19 protein-coding genes are annotated in these 17,283 nt (G+C 64.6%); 5 read left to right on the plus strand and 14 right to left on the minus strand.

The window, feature by feature from the left end; translation table 11 throughout:
• Positions 1–223 precede the first annotated feature (223 nt).
• The 14 genes from ACEN9T_RS06540 to sctU form a co-directional block, all read right to left on the minus strand.
• Positions 224–3,946: a hypothetical protein gene (locus ACEN9T_RS06540; protein ID WP_413705849.1), complete on the minus strand. Its 3,723-nt coding sequence runs from the start codon at positions 3,944–3,946 to the stop codon at positions 224–226.
• 133 nt (positions 3,947–4,079) lie between these two features.
• On the minus strand, positions 4,080–4,478 hold the full coding sequence (locus tag ACEN9T_RS06545; RefSeq protein ID WP_413705850.1) for a hypothetical protein: 399 nt from the start codon (positions 4,476–4,478) through the stop codon (positions 4,080–4,082).
• 177 nt (positions 4,479–4,655) lie between these two features.
• Positions 4,656–5,111 (minus strand): molecular chaperone Tir, encoded by a 456-nt coding sequence (locus ACEN9T_RS06550; RefSeq protein WP_092974561.1) that lies wholly within the window; start codon positions 5,109–5,111, stop codon positions 4,656–4,658.
• A 3-nt stretch (positions 5,112–5,114) separates the two neighbouring features.
• Positions 5,115–5,357 (minus strand): hypothetical protein, encoded by a 243-nt coding sequence (locus ACEN9T_RS06555; protein ID WP_092974564.1) that lies wholly within the window; start codon positions 5,355–5,357, stop codon positions 5,115–5,117.
• 170 nt (positions 5,358–5,527) lie between these two features.
• The gene (locus tag ACEN9T_RS06560; protein ID WP_092974567.1) at positions 5,528–5,728 is read right to left on the minus strand and encodes a serine kinase/phosphatase; all 201 of its coding nucleotides are present in this window, start codon (positions 5,726–5,728) and stop codon (positions 5,528–5,530) included.
• 208 nt (positions 5,729–5,936) lie between these two features.
• Positions 5,937–6,182 carry a type III secretion protein HrpX gene (locus ACEN9T_RS06565; protein ID WP_092974569.1) on the minus strand — a complete coding sequence of 82 codons (246 nt, stop codon included), beginning with the start codon at positions 6,180–6,182 and terminating at the stop codon, positions 5,937–5,939.
• 43 nt (positions 6,183–6,225) lie between these two features.
• A complete protein-coding gene (gene hrpD5, locus ACEN9T_RS06570; RefSeq protein ID WP_092974572.1) occupies positions 6,226–7,200 on the minus strand; it encodes an HrpD5 family protein in 975 nt (324 codons plus the stop codon).
• Positions 7,197–8,132 (minus strand): type III secretion protein HrpV, encoded by a 936-nt coding sequence (locus ACEN9T_RS06575; protein WP_413705851.1) that lies wholly within the window; start codon positions 8,130–8,132, stop codon positions 7,197–7,199. Before ACEN9T_RS06575 ends, hrpD5 begins: the two co-directional genes overlap by 4 nt.
• 8 nt (positions 8,133–8,140) lie before the next feature.
• Positions 8,141–8,401, minus strand: a complete 261-nt coding sequence (gene sctS, locus ACEN9T_RS06580) for a type III secretion system export apparatus subunit SctS (RefSeq protein ID WP_024978147.1) — start codon at positions 8,399–8,401, stop codon at positions 8,141–8,143.
• Between the two features lie 10 nt (positions 8,402–8,411).
• The gene (gene sctR, locus ACEN9T_RS06585; RefSeq protein WP_045205537.1) at positions 8,412–9,062 is read right to left on the minus strand and encodes a type III secretion system export apparatus subunit SctR; all 651 of its coding nucleotides are present in this window, start codon (positions 9,060–9,062) and stop codon (positions 8,412–8,414) included.
• On the minus strand, positions 9,049–10,092 hold the full coding sequence (sctQ, locus tag ACEN9T_RS06590; protein ID WP_413705852.1) for a type III secretion system cytoplasmic ring protein SctQ: 1,044 nt from the start codon (positions 10,090–10,092) through the stop codon (positions 9,049–9,051). Before sctQ ends, sctR begins: the two co-directional genes overlap by 14 nt.
• A 40-nt stretch (positions 10,093–10,132) precedes the next feature.
• A complete protein-coding gene (sctP, locus tag ACEN9T_RS06595; RefSeq protein ID WP_413705853.1) occupies positions 10,133–10,729 on the minus strand; it encodes a type III secretion system protein SctP in 597 nt (198 codons plus the stop codon).
• Between the two features lie 6 nt (positions 10,730–10,735).
• Positions 10,736–12,748: an FHIPEP family type III secretion protein gene (locus tag ACEN9T_RS06600; protein WP_413705854.1), complete on the minus strand. Its 2,013-nt coding sequence runs from the start codon at positions 12,746–12,748 to the stop codon at positions 10,736–10,738.
• A 10-nt stretch (positions 12,749–12,758) separates the two neighbouring features.
• Positions 12,759–13,850: a type III secretion system export apparatus subunit SctU gene (gene sctU, locus ACEN9T_RS06605; RefSeq protein ID WP_413706604.1), complete on the minus strand. Its 1,092-nt coding sequence runs from the start codon at positions 13,848–13,850 to the stop codon at positions 12,759–12,761.
• A 346-nt stretch (positions 13,851–14,196) separates the two neighbouring features.
• On the opposite strand from sctU, the gene ACEN9T_RS06610 reads away from it, so the two are divergent.
• From ACEN9T_RS06610 to sctL, 5 genes are read left to right on the plus strand one after another with little or no spacing between them, the layout of a single operon-like run.
• Entirely contained in the window at positions 14,197–14,682 is a 486-nt protein-coding gene (locus ACEN9T_RS06610; RefSeq protein WP_092974586.1) for an HrpB1 family type III secretion system apparatus protein, read from the plus strand.
• Between the two features lie 20 nt (positions 14,683–14,702).
• The gene (locus ACEN9T_RS06615; RefSeq protein WP_024978154.1) at positions 14,703–15,089 is read left to right on the plus strand and encodes a type III secretion protein HrpB2; all 387 of its coding nucleotides are present in this window, start codon (positions 14,703–14,705) and stop codon (positions 15,087–15,089) included.
• On the plus strand, positions 15,086–15,898 hold the full coding sequence (gene sctJ / locus ACEN9T_RS06620; protein WP_092974589.1) for a type III secretion system inner membrane ring lipoprotein SctJ: 813 nt from the start codon (positions 15,086–15,088) through the stop codon (positions 15,896–15,898). The genes ACEN9T_RS06615 and sctJ overlap by 4 nt, the downstream gene beginning before the upstream one ends.
• Positions 15,895–16,533: a type III secretion protein HrpB4 gene (locus ACEN9T_RS06625; RefSeq protein WP_413705855.1), complete on the plus strand. Its 639-nt coding sequence runs from the start codon at positions 15,895–15,897 to the stop codon at positions 16,531–16,533. Before sctJ ends, ACEN9T_RS06625 begins: the two co-directional genes overlap by 4 nt.
• Positions 16,518–17,261, plus strand: coding sequence for a type III secretion system stator protein SctL (gene sctL, locus ACEN9T_RS06630; RefSeq protein ID WP_413705856.1), 744 nt, complete (start codon positions 16,518–16,520; stop codon positions 17,259–17,261). The genes ACEN9T_RS06625 and sctL overlap by 16 nt, the downstream gene beginning before the upstream one ends.
• The last annotated feature ends 22 nt before the right edge of the window (positions 17,262–17,283 follow it).

A 17,283-nucleotide genomic window follows, 5' to 3' on the forward strand; every position in this document is an offset into this window, starting at 1 on the left:
GCTTCAAACTGGGGCCAAGCATAACGTTCACAATTTGCTCACACATCCCTATAAAGAGTGAAATCGCGTTTAGATCTGATTGAGTTTTTTTTGTTGAGTCAGCAATCGTCATTTGAGCATGCGAATGCCGCATTCTGTGTGAACGATTATGCGCATATGCACATAAAAAAACCGGCGAAACTGTTAATTCGCCGGCTTATCTGACAACCTGATGAATTGATCTTCAACCGAACTTGATGGCGGCGAGTTCGCGCGTGCCTTCCGCTTCCTTGCTGGCCCGTAGCTGTAGCGCGCTGGTCAGGCCACGGCTGCGGCTGGTGGACACCTGTTCCACGATAGCGAGCTTTTCCGGCAGGCGCGACGTGGGCGCCTCCAGCAGCGCCTGCGCCAGCGCTTCGGAGGCTTGTGCGTCGGCAGAATTCGGGTCGATGCTTCGGTGCAGGTCCGACAAGGCGAGGTGGCCCTCGATCTCGCGAGCGGCAGACGGCCGAAGCCGATGTCGGTGCAGGTAGCGCTGGTTGGGGCGGGCGTGCTTCTCGACGGTCTCGCAGTAGGCTTCGAACTCGCGTACGGCCTTTTCCGGCGTGCCGCCGGGCTTGTGGGCAAGCATGTTGATCCACGCATCGCGGTCGCTGCGCACGACGGCCAGGTATTCGCGCACGCTGCGGTATTCGGTGTCGAAGTAGCTGACGCGATCGGCAATCTTGCCGTTCTGGTAAGCCATCTTCACCTTCGTCGTGTGGCCGCCTTCCGACAGCTTCCAGTTGAACCCCAGCGGCATGCCGCCGGTAAACGACTGTGTGAACTTGCCGCTCTCGCCGGCCTTGGCCGATGCGTTGTCATCGGGGGGCGCTGTGTAGAAAGTGCGGCCCACCGAGAACGCCAGGCCACCGCGTGCCGTCACCTTGTGCCCTGTGGCGACGCTGAACTGCTCCATGCGCATCGTGCCGGTCTTCTCTTGCAGGGTGGCCGTGTTGCTGAGTGTCTTCTCGCCGCGCAGCCTTGCAGAGGGGCCGATCCGCACCGGCGTGTGCGGGCTGCTCACGCGTACGTTCATGCCAACGCTCGCGTCCATCGACGCGCGCCAGCGCTTCTTGGTCTGGTCGACCCAACTGATGGAAATGCCGCCGCTGCCACCGCTTTCGCCACAGTGCTGTGCCAGCGTATTCCACAGCGTATCGGCATCGGGTCGGTGCTCGGGCGCGGCGGACGCGTGCTCGAACAGCAGGTTGGTGGCCTTGACGATGGCATCCGCAGCGGCTTTGTCGTCGTACTTGATGGGTTCCCAGTCGTCGTGGCCTTCTACGGGGCGCTGTGTGGGCCGCGTGGCACGGATGACCACGCCGCGCGGCTCACCTGTCTCCAGATCGAATGGCGTGACCTTGACGGCGAGCAGATTGGCGCGCAGGCGCTTGCCCCAGGTTTTGAGGTCGTAGCCAACGGAGGCACCCACACCGACCGAGGCGCGCATCGTGCGGTCAGTGCCGACGAACACGTCGCGCCCATGAGAACTGCGTCCGATTTCCACCACGGCCTGGCGGCCCCTGCCGTAATTGGCGTCCAGTTGTACCGATACGGGCACCGGCAGCGCCTTGCCGACGTGCGACAAGCCTGTCGATACGCCGGCCGTGCTGCCGCCAATCCAGCCGCCGTTGGACAGGCGCACCTTGTTGCCTGATTCCATGGACGTGAGCAGCGTCTCGATGGTCTTGCGCGCGTCTTCGATGGTGGGCGCCTGCATCTTGAGGTCTTCCGGGTGCTCGAGCTTGTCGGCACGCTCCAGTGCGCTACGGAATGCAGGGGCTTCTGCGACCTCGCCCGCGTGGGCGCTCCAGTAGCGCAACAGCGTGGCCGATGGCTGCAGCCCCACCAGGTATTCCGGCGGCTCGCCCACCAGGCCCGCATGATCGATGAGCTTGGCCACGTGGGCCCGCGCGGCGCTCACCTGCGGCAGGGTCAGCGTGTCGAGCCGGGTCTGCGCCCACGCCCGGGTGTCTGCATCGTCGGCCAGTCCGGCCGCGGCCACGAACTGCGCGAATTCCTGATGGGCCGGCGAGCTGCCCGGCGTGCCGGCGACGGCGGTCGGCTCGGCGTTCTCACGCTGCATGCGGCTGACGGCTGCGCCCACTTCAGGCTGTAGCGCGCGCAGCTTCTCTGCCGTGAGCGCGTAATCGCTCAACGGCGCGTTGGCGGCTGCCAGCTCGGCCCAGTGCGCGAGGATCGTGCTGCGCCAGAGATCGCCCGGGTGCGCGATGGTATGCATCGACGGCGCATTGTCTGCATGCGCGAGCGCGTCGATCATCGTTCGCAGCGCCGCCGTATAGGCGTCCATTTCCTTGACGAGCCCAGGCCGTTGCGCGCCGTGCATGCCAAGCGCAGCCGACGACAGCGGCGATTTCTTCTTGCCGATCATCTGCCAGAAATGGCTGCTCGTGGTCTGCTTCTCCACCCGCGGGATGCTGCGCCCGACAAACTTGGCCAGGCGCGCCTTGGTGTTGGCCAGATCCGATCCCGGACCATCTTCACGAAAGCCTTGGTGCCACGCAAAGAGGACCCCGGCCTGTTGTGCGCTGACGGGCTCGCCGCGCAGCTTGAGCGCGCCGGCGTGCATGACGTTGACGGCGAGCGCCTGGGCCTGGGTGCCGCTGCCCGCCGGATGCGCGTGCAACAGGGCGGTGGGGTCGGCCGCTGTGGTGGCGGCGGTATGCACATGGTCAGCCGCCTGCAGGAAGGCGCGCGCGGTGTGCGCCTGCTCCGGGGCGGGCGGGGTTTGCATCAGAGCGGTCAGCGCTTCAAAGCCTTGATGGCTGCGCGAGAGCAACTGCGCCGTGCGCCATGCCGCGCTTGCCACACCGGCATCGCTCATGCCCTGCGGCATTGGCGGGACTGTCAGGCTGCGTGAAGAACCAGCGGAGCCGTCAGAGCCGTACTGGGCCGACAGGCTGGATTGCCGGGAGAGCGAACGCGAGCTTTGCTCGTCACTGGTTCGGCTGGCGCCGGTTTCGCTTCGCTGTGGCGACGTTTCGCCCTCGCCAAACAGATGGGGCAGGCCCAGGTCAGACACGCTGGAGCGGTGCGACGACGTTGCCGATGCGGTCTCATTGAACAGGCGGCCCATGCCTAACGATGAGCTGCCTGTGGAATGCGTTGAGCCTTCATTGCCTGGCGTCGGTACGTGCGCAGTAAAGGCGGCGGCGTCAAAGTGCACCGCATGCGTGACGTGCTGCAGCACCCGCAGCGCATCGGCCGCATTGCCGCCGCTGGTGGCCGCCAGTGCGCGCGCCGCCAACATCGGGCGGATGTAGCTGCCTGCTGCGGACGAGGTACCCTGCCCCGGAGCCGCCAAGACGCCGAGCCGATCGGCCAGCAGCTCACGTTCGCTTGTGCTGCCCGCCGTGCGGAACAACTGCGCAATGCTCTGGCGGAACGCTTCAGCGGTGGCAGGCACCGTCAGCGCAGCTGTCGATGCGGGCGGGGGCGGCGTCGGCGGTTTTCCACGTTGGCGCAAGCGCTGCGCACCCTGTTCGGCGCGCTGCATCATGGTCGACGTTTTGCGCTGGGAACGTGCCGCGCGGCGTGCCTCGTGCTGTTCCTGCAACTGCGGTGTGGCAGGGCGCGGCGTGCCCTCGGCGGCCTGTGGTGTTACCTCGGGTGTGGTTGTCAACGTGCCGCGTGTAGGCGCCTTGTAGTTGTCCACCGTATTGAACGATGCGCCGGAGCGCTTGCGGTCGCTTAACAGTGTGGCCAGTTCTGTCTCGTCGCTCTTGGGCAGTTTTTCGCGCACGCGCGATTTCAGGTTGCTGAGCCAGCCACCCTTCTTGCGGGGCTGCGGAGCATCGCGGTCCTCGGCCGGTGGCGATGGCGTGCGCGCGGCGAAGTCGTGGAGTGTCTCGTACTCCGACGGCGATGTCGGCACGTTGACGGGCAACAGGCGTGAAGGTGGCATGGTTCGGGATGTTCAGGCACTGGCGTGGTCAATCGGCATACCACTTTGATGCGGCCGAATGACAAACGCGCGTGCAATGCGAATCTGCTGGGACAGTGGCGAAGTTTCGTGTCACCGGCACATGCGCGATCCGTCAGTGCACCGACCACTTCGAGACCGATACGGCTGACGCCGCAAGCCCGGACATTGCGTCAACCAGCAGAGCGCCGGTGGGGTCTTCGTGCAGCATGTAAGCAAAGCGATAGACCAGCGTACCGGTGTGTGCCTGCTGCGCCACCACGCCCCGCGACGAAGCCGGCAGGCCGAGGCAGAGCCCGAGGATCACGTGCAGTGCTTCGTCAACGTTGATCTCGAGCGGCTTGCCGAGGTCGATACAAACCGTGACCGACTCAGGGTCGGCGTCGGCATCACACGTGAACCAGAGCTGATATGTACCGATGTGGATGGGGTGCGCCGCGAACGGGAAGAACTCATCGGCGCGCAGAAGCGGGACGTCTAGGGTCGGAAGATACGGTGTGCGTGAGGCGGACATGAACGTGGATTGGCGATGCCCCAGCAGCCGACACGTCAGCTTCAACGAGCACCTTCGCATGTAATGCCGCGAGCGTACGGCGTTATATGACAGCGGACGTTCGCGTTCACGAAATCATCACGGATGCTGCGAAGCCGCTCGGGTGGAAGCGTTCGCGTTGGCCTCACGCATTGCGCGTTACGCGCGAATCCACACGTAAGTACCGTTCGAGAGATTCTCGAACATGTCGTCGGTCGTCTGCAGGATGTTGTCGCGCCAGTATCGGCCGTGCTCGGCATAGTGGCCCAGCAGTTCGGCTAGCTGTTCGCCGTCGATGTCGGGGTCGTACGCCACGCGCACGATCAAGATGATGCCGCCCGTATCGCCATCCAGCCCGAGCTGGGCATGGTCTTGCGCATAGATGGTGACGTTGGCTTCGAGCATGAGGCGGAACACGCGCAGCGTGCGGCCGCCTGTGACGATGCCGTAGTCGAAGTTCAGGTAGAACGCATCGAGGTCCTCCTCGACCGCATCGATGATGACTTCGAAGCCCTCCACCGTGAGCCTGCCGGCGGCGATGATGGCATCGGCATCCGGAATCTGCAGATGCATGCACATGTCGCGGATGAGGCTGTCGCGCCGTTCGATGCTCATGCTTTACACCAGCAGGTCTTTGGCCGCTTTCGGGCCGGCTTCCATCAGCTTGGCGAATGCTTGCGTGCGGTTCAGTACATCTTCCAGATGGGCTGCGTTCAGCATGTCTTGCGTGCCGGCGGATACCACGGCTTGCAACGTGCCGGATGCGCGCGCACCTGTATGGGCGTGTACAGGGCGCGATGCGGATTGGTCCGGCGCAGGGGTTGCAGGCGCTGCGGAAACGTTGCGGTGGATCGGTGTCATGTCGGGATCGCGGTAGCAGGTCGGATTCAGTGAATCGGGCGGCGGCGCGATGGGCCGAGTACAGAGAACAGCAGAAGCGCGCGGTGCGGTGTGTTGAAAAACCGCTCGGGAACGGCGCGGCCCCGTTCCCGAACGTTGGCGGCACAAGGTGTGCCGTCCAGAACCGACCATTACGAGATCAGGTCCTTGGCGGCCTTCGGGCCCGCTTCCATCAGCTTGGCGAACATGTTGGTGCGGTTCAGTTCGTTTTGCAGCTTGGCTGCGTTCAGCATGTCTTGCTCGCCTTCCTTGGTGATGGCTTCGTTTTGAGCGTTGAACGACACGTCGCTAGCGGCATCGCGCACGCCTGCGGTAACGGTTTGAACGGTCATGGCAAACTCCTTTTCAGTGGATGAGTGGTCTCGGGTGAGAGCCGGGTTTTTCAACAACACCCCGGTATGGGATGTCGCTGATTCGGTTTAGCGAACGTGCTGCTGTTGTGTTCGCCGTGAAGTCATCATCGTGGATTTCGCTGCGCTGGACTGGCGAAGAGGCGAAATGTGATGTCGTCTCGCGAAGCCCGTCTGCGCGGTGCGCGTGTTATGCCGGGATCAACCCCGAGCACACTTGTGCCGCGCTGGAAAAACCATGCGACAGCACGCGAAGCTGCTCGCGGTTGTTGACGTCCGTCGCACGAATGGCGCGCTGTTCCATATCCATGGCGGTGTGTTTGAGCGCGTCGATGGCCTTGTTCAGCGGGCCGAAATCCTTTGGTCCTTCCTGCTTGGCAAAAGCCTGAATGCCGTCAAACGTTTCGATGATGTCGAGCGTGAAGTGGTCAAACATGGGTGTCTCCAGAAGAGGGGAATGGCAAGAACGTACAGGCGCCTTAACGCCGCGCAGCGAGAAAATCTTTGGTGCCGTCGGAGCTTTCGATGTAGCTCAGTTCATCCACCGAAAGTGCGGACGTGGCATCGGCTTTGGGGTCACGCACGCGTGCCTGCGTGATATCCAGGGCGATGTCCTTGATGTTGCCGCCCAGGTCGCTGCGCACATGGTCCGCCGTTGCACGAACCCGTTCCGGGTGCATGGCTGGCCCTGTGATGGAGAACCGGTTGCTGCCCAGATAGCTGATGCGCAGCCCCGGTTCCTGCAGCGATTCACGCAGGTTTTCAATGACCTCCTGCGCGATTGAAAGATCGGTGTGGACGGACGCTGACACCGCGCGCAGATCGCGCAGTGTGGCGAGCTCTTCGGCGGCTGAAGTCACGATGCCGTGCACGACGATCTCGTTATCGTGCTGCTCGATCTGCAAGCCGTCGATACGGTGCAGCGCTAGGCATGTGCGCACACGTTCCAGCAGCGGTATCGGTGCCGTGGCTGCGGAATGCGCGGCGGAGGATGTTTCGCGCGTCGATGCCAGCAGAAGTGCGCACGGTGTCAGCAGCGCGACTGCCGTCACGCCCATCCAGCCTTTGCGTGCACGGGGCCGGGCGGGCGTAGGTGTGTCGGAAGCAGGAGCTTGCGCGGCGGCAACGCTGTGAGTGCCAGCCTCTGCGGCTGCGGGCGATAGCACGCGCTCCAGCAATGCAAGGTCGGATGGCCATGCCTCACCGGCCGGTCCGACGCACAGAATGATCTCGCCAAAGCGGCGGGGGGTCAGGTCGGCCCAGGTGCTGCCGCCATCGTCGGATTCGATCAGGACGCCGTGTTCTGTATCGACAAGCAGCGCGAGCGGATCGCCCGCCCAATCAGAGATGCGGATGCTGGCTTGTGCGTCGGGGCCTACCGTCCAGCGGCCCGGAGTCAGGTCGAGGCATGCGCCGGCATGCGCGCCTGCCAACACGCGAATGTGCTTGTTCATGGTGATTGCGGGGAAGGATCAGGAAGCGGAGGCAGGGCCAGACCCAGCCCCGCCCGGTAAGACCAGATTTCAGTTGTCCAGCGGCGCGCGACGGCGCTGCTGCGTGCGATGCTTTCGCCGCGCTCGCGGCCAATGCGCGGCCGCGATGGACTCAGCAGCAAGAGCGGAAACAGCAGGTTGAATGTCTTTTCGCGGTCGGTCAGTGCGCTGGCGGCTGCGTGTTGTGGCGTGGTGGTTGCCAGCAGCCGGTCTTTCACGGCGGCCAGCGTGCCTGGCATGCCTTCAATAGGCGCTTGTTTCAGATAGCTGCGCAGGATGTCGAACGCCATGCGCAGCGGCATCGGGTGGCCCGTATGCATGGCGTGCCGTACGGCAAGCAACTCCTGTTCAAGCCGCTGGTAGCTGGACGACTCCAGCTCGGACAGCGGCGTGTCGGCCGGTAACGCGCCGGTCGCGGCGGCCCCGGCTTTCTGCGGGGAGGCGGAATCGGTCTCGGCGGCTTGTTCCTGCAAGTACTGCAGCAACAGGGCACGGCGGCCCTGGGCGCTGCGGTGGTCTCGCGACTGTTCGTCATCGCCGTCGCGCTGGTCCTGCCGGGATGACAGCCCAATCACCATGGGCTCGACCTTGCGCGCATGCTCCTCCAGCATCAGGAGCAATTCTTCGAACGTGCTGTCGGTGATCGGCTCTTCGGGCGAGCCCGCACCGCTGCGCTTGCCCGTGCGGGGCCGGCGCACGCGTTTTGCGACCTGCGCGATGTGCTTGTGATGGTGCAGTTGCTCTTCGACCAACTGCTCGGCCGCATGGTGGTGTCCATGCACGCCATGCCGATGGTGCTTGCGATGGTGCGGAGCAGCCGTGTTCGGCGGTTGTGCCGGTGCCGGATCGGGCAGAGAGAAAACGTTGGGCGTCGAAGCGGAGATACGTGTCATGACATCCCCTATTGGAAGAGCGATTGCAGGATCGTGTTGCCGAACTGCAGGATCGACGCCGCTCCCCAGGGCGCAGCCACCACAATCACCACCGATACGATGATGAGCTTCAGACCGTGCGAGATGCTGCTGTCCTGCAGCGAGGTCACGGCCTGCACGAACGAAATCAGCAGCCCGGCAATGGCGGACACCGCCACGGCGGGCAAAGACACCAGCAGGCACAGCATGAGCGCCGTGCTGGTCAGACGCGTGATGTTGTCGTAGTCCATGGCGGCCCCATTAACGATACGTGTTGACCAGGCCGTGAATCAGCACAGACCAGCCGTCCATCACCACGAAGAGCAGCAGCTTGAACGGAATGGCGACGTTGCTGGGCGTCACCTGCGAGAGCCCCAGCGCCATCAGCAGGTTGGCGATCACGAGGTCGATCACGATGAAGACCAGATACAGCAGGAAGCCGATGCGAAACGCCGCCGTCAGCTCCGTCAGCGTGAAGGCTGGCGCGAGGATGATGAGGTCGTCTTCCTTGAGCTGCGCGGCTTTGGCGGGGGGCCACAGCTGCTGCGCAGAGCGCATGAAGAACGCTTTCTCGCGTGCGTTGGTGTGCTTGTCCAGGAACTGCCGGAACGGCTCGCGCGCGGCATCGAGCAGCGGCATGACCTGGCTGACGTTCGCGCTGGAATCATTGAGCTGCATGTGGGCGCGCTGCATCGCCTCCATGCCGACCGGGGCCATCACGAAGCACGACACGATCATCGCAATGCCGTTGAGCACCATGCTGGGCGGCACCTGTTGCACGCCGAGCGCGTTGCGCAGCAGGCCGAGCACGACCACGATCTTGGTGTACGACGTGACCACCATGGCGGCAAACGGCAACAGTGCAATGGCAACCGCCGCAATGATGAGCGAGGCGAATTCAATGTTCTGCATGGCGCGCGCTCATGGCGGAGATCTGCAAGCCGAGGTGTTCGCCCACTGCCACGAGCTGGCCGTGGCCCAGCGTCTGGCCATGGCAGACCAGGCGTACCGTGGCATCGCGCAGCAAGACGGGCAACTGCAAGACATGGCTGGGTGCCAGCGCAGCCAGCTCGGCCAGCGGCAGGCTCATCACGGCCACCTCAAGATGTACCGGCACTTCCAATGCTCCTACTGCGATGCCGTCAGTGCTGTCGGGTGTGGTGTCGTGCGCGGCGATGGTGTCGTCGTCAGCGAGCGTGGGAACATCGAGGATCGTCACGGTGCCTTCCTTGTAGTGAGCATGGGCAGTGAAGTGGGCGCGTCGGCTGTCGCCGCATGTCAGGCGTACGGCGCCTGCATCGGTGTCGGGGCAATAGGCGTGCTGGCCCCAGCCGAGCAGAACGTCGCCGGCTGCAAGCGAAGAGAGGGTGTGCGTTGCGCACCGACGGCTGGCGATACGCACGCCCACCGGCAGACCGACAACACCAAGTTGCGCAATCACAGCGTTGCGATCGGCCATGGGTGGTGCGGGCGGGGCGGCATGCCAATCCAGCGTGGCGATGCGGCATGGCGTTTCACCATGTGGCCCATCCAGCCGCATCGGCAGTTCAGGCCGATCGCTACGTTGCGCATCGTTGTGTTCGGGTGCGAACGTCGCCAGGGCGGCATCTCCCAACCCGGCGGCAGACAGCGTGTCGAGCATCGGCGTCAGCCAAAGCCCGGCAAGCGCCGCGCGGCGTTGCGCATCGGCTTCGTGCGCGATGGCGTGGAGCGCGGGGTGGTTGGCGCCTTCAACCACAACGTCGACCGCGCACAGCGATGAGCGGATGCCCAATCGCACGGGCGCCTGCATGGGCGGCGCGTTTTCTACGGCGCGCAGTTGCCAGTGGCGACCATCGTCATCCGGAAACGGCGTGCCGATCAGCCGTGTCAACGCGGCCTGGGCTGGCGTGAAGGCACGCAGATGCGCATCGAGCGGGGATGGCGTAAGCCCGGTGTCCATAGCGAGTCGGCGGGAGGTGTCGGGTGGGGTGTGGCAACGGTCACCACACTTCGAGTTCGATATCGATGCGCTGCTCCAGCAAAACGTGGATGCGTTGGCGCAGCGCATCGCCATGCTCGGAGAGTAAGTCGCGCGCCCGTGGGTGTGCCGCCAGGAAGCGAAGCCATAGCGTGTGGGGCGAAAGGCGCAGGGTGAGGCGGGTGTCAGGCAGCACACGGGGGTCGAGATCAAGCGTGACTTCCCAGCATTCGCTGTTGGCTTTCACAACGCGGGAGCCGCAGAACCTGGAGAGCAGCTGCGCGAGATGCTCCGTCACGGTGCTCCCCACGCTGATCTCGGAGCACGTGCGCACCAGGCGGCTGGCCATGGCCGAGGTGTGCAGCGGCGGGGTCTCGGGCTGCGCTTCATCGGGCTGCGCGTCGGCGTGGTCTTGCGTGGGCGGTTCGTGCTCGGCGGTGTCTTCGCATGCAGCGTCGCCGTACGCATCGAGCGGTATCCAGGCGGTACTTTCACCCGCGCAGGACTCGGTCTGCATGCCGGTTCGCCCGTCTGCGCTGCGTTGCGCTACGGGGCGCCGGACGGGTGTGGTCGGATGGACGATGGGCGGGGCTCGCCACAGGCGTACGGGTGTGGTCATGGCGGCTTACAGCGTGAGCTTGCCCACGGGCTGCAGATCAACGTATGCGCCCAGTTCCTGGAACGAATACACGTTCAGCGCCTGCAATCGCGGCTCGATCATGCGGCGGACATAGCGGCGGATGTCCATGGACGTGACAATGGCAAGCGCCCCCGCCGGCGCTGCTCCCGATTGCGGTGCGGTGCGGCTCATGTGTTCCAGCCGCGTGACGATGGTGTCGACCTGCTGTGGATCGAGCGTCAGGAAGTTGCCTGCCGGCGTGGGTTTGATCGCCTGGCGCACCGTCTGCTCCACCGATTGGTCCAGCAGAATGGCGGGCATCTTGCGTGAGCCGCACGTGGCCTGGTGTGCGATCTGCCGCCCCAGATCGCCGCGCACGTACTCCACCAGCATCAACGTGTCTTTTTCTTTCGGGCCCCAGATGACAAGGCTTTCCAGGATCGCGCGCATGTTGCGGATGGGCACCTGCTCTTCCAGCAGGCGGCGCAGCACGTCGGCCATGCGCTGTGCCGGCACGGCCTTCTGCGCCTCGGTGACCAGACCGGGGTATTCGGTGGTCACGCGTTCCATGATCCACTGCGTTTCCTGCAGGCCGATGAACAGATGCGCGTGCTTGCGCAGCACGTGCACGACGTGATCTGCAATCACCTGTTCAGCGTGAGGCGCGGTATCCGGGGCCGCCTCCAGTTGTGCGCGCATTGGTTCCGGCAGGTCGGATACCGATACTTTTCCGTCGGACACCGCCACCGGCTGACCCGGGATGTCGTGCACCAGCACTTCATAGGCGTCTTCGGGTTGCGCGGTGCTCTTCCATACGGCAATGCCGGGGAAGGGCAGGCCTAGCTCTTCAGCCAATGCGTGCCGCCCGCTTTGGAATGCAGCATCGAGTTTGGGAATGTCGAGTCCCTCTGCCAGCCGCGTGCCCAGACGAACCCCCAGGGGTGCCGTGAACGACGGGGCCTTGTCGGCGATGGTCGGTGCCTTGTCTTTGGACCCTTCGCGCAGCAGCGCGGGCAGGGTATCGGTGTCGGCTGTGCTGCCCGTGTTCAGGCGCTTGCGCAACGTATAGCCAAAGGCGAAGACCGCACCTGCCAGCGCGATAAACAGAAACGACGGAAACCCCGGCACCAACGCAAAGCCTGCCAGCAACGCACTGGCGGTGAACATGGCCCGTGCACTGGTTGAAAGCTGCCGCACGATCTCCTTGCCGAGCGAGCTTGGCTTGGCGCCGTGGTCATCGTCAGACACGCGCGTGATCATCACGCCGGCCGCGACCGAGATCAGCAGCGAAGGAATCTGCGACACCATGGCGTCGCCGATCGACAGCACGGCGAAGCGGTTGGCGGCTTCGCCGGCCGTCATGCCGTGATACGTGATCCCGATCACGATGCCGGCCAGGATGTTGACCAGCGTGATGACCAGACCGGCAATCGCATCGCCCTTGACGAACTTCATGGCGCCGTCCATGCCGCCGTGCAACTGGCTTTCCATGGCAAGCAGCGCGCGGCGCTTGCGGGCCTCGTCTGCGCTCAGGTGGCCGGCGCGCAGATCGGCGTCAATGCTCATCTGCTTGCCGGGCATGGCATCGAGCGTGAAGCGTGCGCCGACCTCGGCCACACGCTCGGAACCCTTGGCAATCACGATGAATTGCACAGTGGTGATGATCAGGAATACCACCATACCCACCACCAGGTTGCCGCCCACCACGAGCTTGCCGAAGCTCTCGATGATGTGGCCTGCGTCTGCATGCAGCAGGATCGATTTTGTCGATGCGATGTTCAGCGAGAGCCGCAGCAGCGTGGTGAACAGCAGCAACGATGGAAATGCCGACAGCGATGTCGCCGCGGGGATGTACATCGTCACCATCAACAGCACGACCGATAGCGTGATGTTCAGCCCCAGCAGTGAATCGATCAGGACGGTGGGCAGCGGCAGCACCATCAATGCGATGACGGCAACCACCAACGCGGCGATGCCGATTTCGCCGCTGAATTCAGAGACGGCGGTCTTCTTGGCCATATCGGATGCCTCAGTTCAAGATGGAAGGGCTTGCGCCGGTGTGTCTGGCGCTGGTGTCTTTCGCGCCGATCTCGCCCACCCAGGCCAGCACCTCGGCCACGGTTTCGAACAGCGCTTCGGGCACGGGGTCGTTCAGCTTCACGAGGTACAGGGCACGTGCCAGCGGTGGGTTGCCGATGATCGGAATGCCCAGCGCCTGCGCTTCTTCGCGCAACCTCAGGGCTTCGTCGTCGACGCCCTTGGCGGTGATGCACGGCAGGCCGCACTCTTCAGGTGCGTAGCGAATTGCGACGGCGTAGTGCGTGGGGTTGACGATCACGGCTTGCGCGCCGGCCACGCTCTGTTTGGGCTTGGCCTCGTCCACCATCTGGCGTGCCAGCTGCTTGCGCTGGCCCTTGATGTGCGGATCGCCTTCGCTGTTCTTGTGCTCGCGCTTGACTTCGTCCTTGCTCATGCGGTGGTCGCGGATGAAGAGCCAGCGCTGGATGCCAAAGTCCACCGCGCCGAGCAGCAGGAACAGCAGACCGCCTGCGCCCAGCAGCTTCACCAGCATCGACATGCCAATCTGCGCGATATCCATGACTGGCTGATACGGCGTGCCTACGATGGTTGGCAGCAGCATCAGGACCAGCTTCCACAGCGCGGCCCCAACGGCGAGCGCTTTCACCAGCATCTTGAGCAGGTCGATCATCGAGCGCATGGAGAAGATGCGTTTCAGACCCGACGCGGGGTTGATGGCGCTCATCTTTAGTTCGAGCGGCTTGGTCGAGAGCACGATGCCCGTCTGCCCCCAAGTGGCAATCCATGCGACCAGCGCAAACACCAGGCTCAGCGGCAGCGTCATCAGCGCCAGCTGAAGCGCGACGTGGCCGAGTGTCTGTTTGAGCGTCATGGCCGGGTGCCGGCTGTTGTTCACATCCAGCGCAAGGTCGACCAGCGCGCGCCAGCGGTCGCCCAGCAGCGATGCCGTCATGGCAAGCAGCAGGCAGCCCGCCAGCAGCACGACGGCGGCGATCAGGTCGGCGCTCTTGGCGGTTTCGCCGTCTCTGTGCGCATCTCTGAGTTTCTTGTCTGTGGGCTCTTCGGTTTTTTCGTCCGACATGGCGGTGCCCTGGGTGTCGACGGAGGAGGCCGCGGCGTACGGTGCCGTAGCGATGCGACGCATTGTGCAGACGCGGGCGCTACGCGCTTGGCGCCTGAGCGAAGGCGGATGCGCCGTTCCGAAACCAGGGAAAGGACAAGGAGGAGGGCAAGGGCGGGGCGACGCGAAAGTCGGCGGTCTTGCGTTGTGCGTACTGACGCACAGGGCCTGGCTAACTTCGGGGTCGGGCGCTCTTTTTCGGGGCGGCTGGCCGGCGCGCGGCATGCGGGCGTCTATGGTTCCACCCGAGGTCGGCCGGTGCACCCATGCCGGCATCGACATGACCCGACACGGAGAACCCTGCGATATGGAACCGATTCAATGTAGCAACCGCCTGCTGGGCGGGCTGCTCGAAGTCCTGATGTATGCAACGCGCAGCGGCCAGTTCGACAACGCGCAAACGCTGCTGACTGCGCTGCGCACGCTGCGCCCGAATTTTCGCGAACTCGACTTGGTGGAAGGCTGGCTGCTGGTGGGCCGCCATCAATACGCCGACGCCGCACGCATCCTGCGTGAACTGCACAACGGCGAGCGCGCCGAGAGCGTGGTGCCGTTTGCCTCGGCCATGATGGCCCTGTGTCTGAATGCCCTGGGCGATCAGGAGTGGCACGTATATGCCAACGAGGTGCTCGCGCGCGACGAAGACCCCGATTCCGTCGCGCTGGTGCGCACGCTGATCGGTGTTCAGGAAGAAATGGATGCCGGCACGTTCGGCACCCCCACCGCGGCGCCCGCCGCAGAGAGTGTGGATTTGAGCGCTTACCACAGCGCGCATTACTTCACCCGCGCCTAACCATCCTCCCGGAGTCCACCATGATCCAAGGTCCGACCGCCATTCCGCCGGTGACTGCCGGCACGCCGGGTACCGGCATCGCCCCGGCTGAAGCTGCCACGCCAGCGCCCGAGCTTGTCGCTCGCTTCGAATCCATGCTGCAGAACGCCAAGCACGGCCAGCACCACAGCAAGGCGCCTTCGGCCGTGGGCGAACTGGTCAAAAAGGAAGATGCCGCCGTGCAGGCGTCGATGGCGCGTGTGGAGGCCATGACCGAGGCCGAACGCGGCATGTCGGTGCAGGAAGTGGTGGCCGAAGGCGTGCGCGTGCAAATGGAGTGCGCGGCCACCATGACGAAGATCCATCTGGGCAGCACCATTGCGCATTCCGGCAAGAACGCCGTGCAGACCTTGATGCGGAACCAATGATGCGGACCGCGCTTCCATCCGGCCGCATGCGGCGCGGCGCGCTGGCACTGCTGTTTGTGCTGACTGCGTTGCTGGCGGGCTGCAACAAGCAGCTCTTTGCGCAGCTGAGCGAGGCTGACGCCAACGACATGCTGACCGTGCTGCTGCAGGCCGGCATCGACGCGCAAAAAAATTCGCCCGACGACGGCAAGACCTGGACGGTGATGGTCGACCAGGATGCCTTCGCCCGCGCGATGGAAGTCCTGCACAGCCACGGCCTGCCGCATGAAAAGTACGCGAGCCTGGGCGACATCTTCAAGAAGGACGGGCTCATCTCTACGCCCACGGAAGAGCGGGTGCGCTTCATTTACGGCGTATCACAGCAGCTTTCGCAAACGCTCTCGCGCATTGATGGCGTGGCCGTGGCCAACGTACAGATCGTGCTGCCCAACAACGATCCGTTGGCCACCGTGGTCAAGCCTTCCAGCGCGTCGGTGTTCATCAAATACCGCCCGAGCGCCAACGTATCTTCGCTGGTCCCCAGCATCAAGAACCTGGTCGTGCACAGCGTGGAGGGGCTCACCTATGAGAACGTCAGTGTCACGCTGGTGCCAGGCACCGTAGATGCGCCTAGCACCGATGCCGCCAGCCGCGCGCCCGCCGGTGTGTCGTGGGCCACGCTCGCGGCCGTGGTGGGTGCGCTGGGTGTGATCGTCCTGCTGTGGCGTGCCGCGACCCGGCTGTCTGCTGTGCGGACCCGGCTTGACGCAGCGCGCGCGCGCTTGGAAGACAAGTTGCCGGCACGCTGGAAGAAGCGCGCGACAGCATGAACCGCACGAACGCCGCACCCGATCCGGCCGCCGCCATGATCCTGCGCATGTTGCACGCGTATCAAGAGCGGCTGCATGGGCTTGCGCACGTGCGCGATGCATCGGTGCTGGCCGTGCAAGGAGCCGATGTGCCGGCGGCAGCAGCCAAAGACTGGCGCCAGGTGTGCATCGCGCTGGGTGTGGGCCAGGTGGGCTTGCCGACATTGCTTTCGCATGCGCATCGCCTGGCGGTGCTGGATAAGGACGATCTCCAGCGCGTGCTGGCTGCCCGCATGCTGATCGGCCGGCGCGCCGCGTTGGCGCGATGCATCGACGGTGCCTACCTCGCCGGCCTTGCCGGTCTGTTGGGGGAGGCAGCCCTCACCGCTTTGACGCAACGCGAGCACCGGGCGCCAGATGCTGGTGGGCCGCTGCCCGCACTCGACTTGGCGCAGCTTGCTGAAGCGGGCCTGCATGCCCTGATTGCCGACGGTACGGTGTCGGATCCGTCGCTCGCGCAATTGATGCGCCTGACGATCGGCATGCAAGCGCCGGTACCGCCGTGCGCCGGCACTCCCACCGCTGAAACGCAAGCCGAAGCCTTCATGGCAACGTTGCCCGTTCTCTTTCCGGAGTTGTCATGGTTATTTGGTTGAGGCGCGATGCCCCGCTCGGCGTCAGCTCGGACGTGATCCGTGCGGAAGACTACGGGCACGTGGTCGAGCTGGATGCCGCGTGGCGGGCCGTGGAAGAGGCGCGCGAGGCCGCATTGGCGCAGGCTCACGCCCAGGCTGAAGCCGTCGTCGCACAAGCCCAGGCCAATGCCGACGAGTTGCTCAGGCAAGCCGAACAGCGCGCGCAGCGCAGCGCCAAGCTTGGCTATGCCGCCGGCCAGCGGCGTGCGTTGGAGGATTTTCACGCGACCATGGCCGCGCGCGCGTACGACGATGACGAGGCCACGCGCCGCGAGGAAGACCGCCTGATCGCCACGGTCATGCAGGCGGTCGAGCATGTGGTGCTGGAATCCGATCGCCAGGCGTTGTTCGCGCGCGTGGCCGCCACGCTCGGCCGCGTGCTGCAAAGCCAGGCGCGCCTGACGGTGCGCGTGTGCGCAGACGAGATCGAACCGGCTCGCGCCGCCTTCGCCAAGGCCGTACAGACGGGCTCGCTCAACGCTGCCTTCGAGGTGCTGGGCGACGACCGCGCGGAGCCCGGGCATTGCCAATGCGAATGGGACCACGGCGTGGCCGACGCGAGCCTGCGTGTGCAATTGGCGGCGCTGCGACAGGCGCTTTCAGCGCGCAGGCGCAAGCCTCTCGAACATGCCGATCCGCACGCAGGCTTCGCAGATGACGACGGCGGCTTTGACGAGGATGCGGCATGACCAAGGCCGCGCTGATCGACGC

It is taken from the genome of Ralstonia sp. Ralssp110 (assembly GCF_047325135.1).
GTDB lineage: Bacteria > Pseudomonadota > Gammaproteobacteria > Burkholderiales > Burkholderiaceae > Ralstonia > Ralstonia mojiangensis.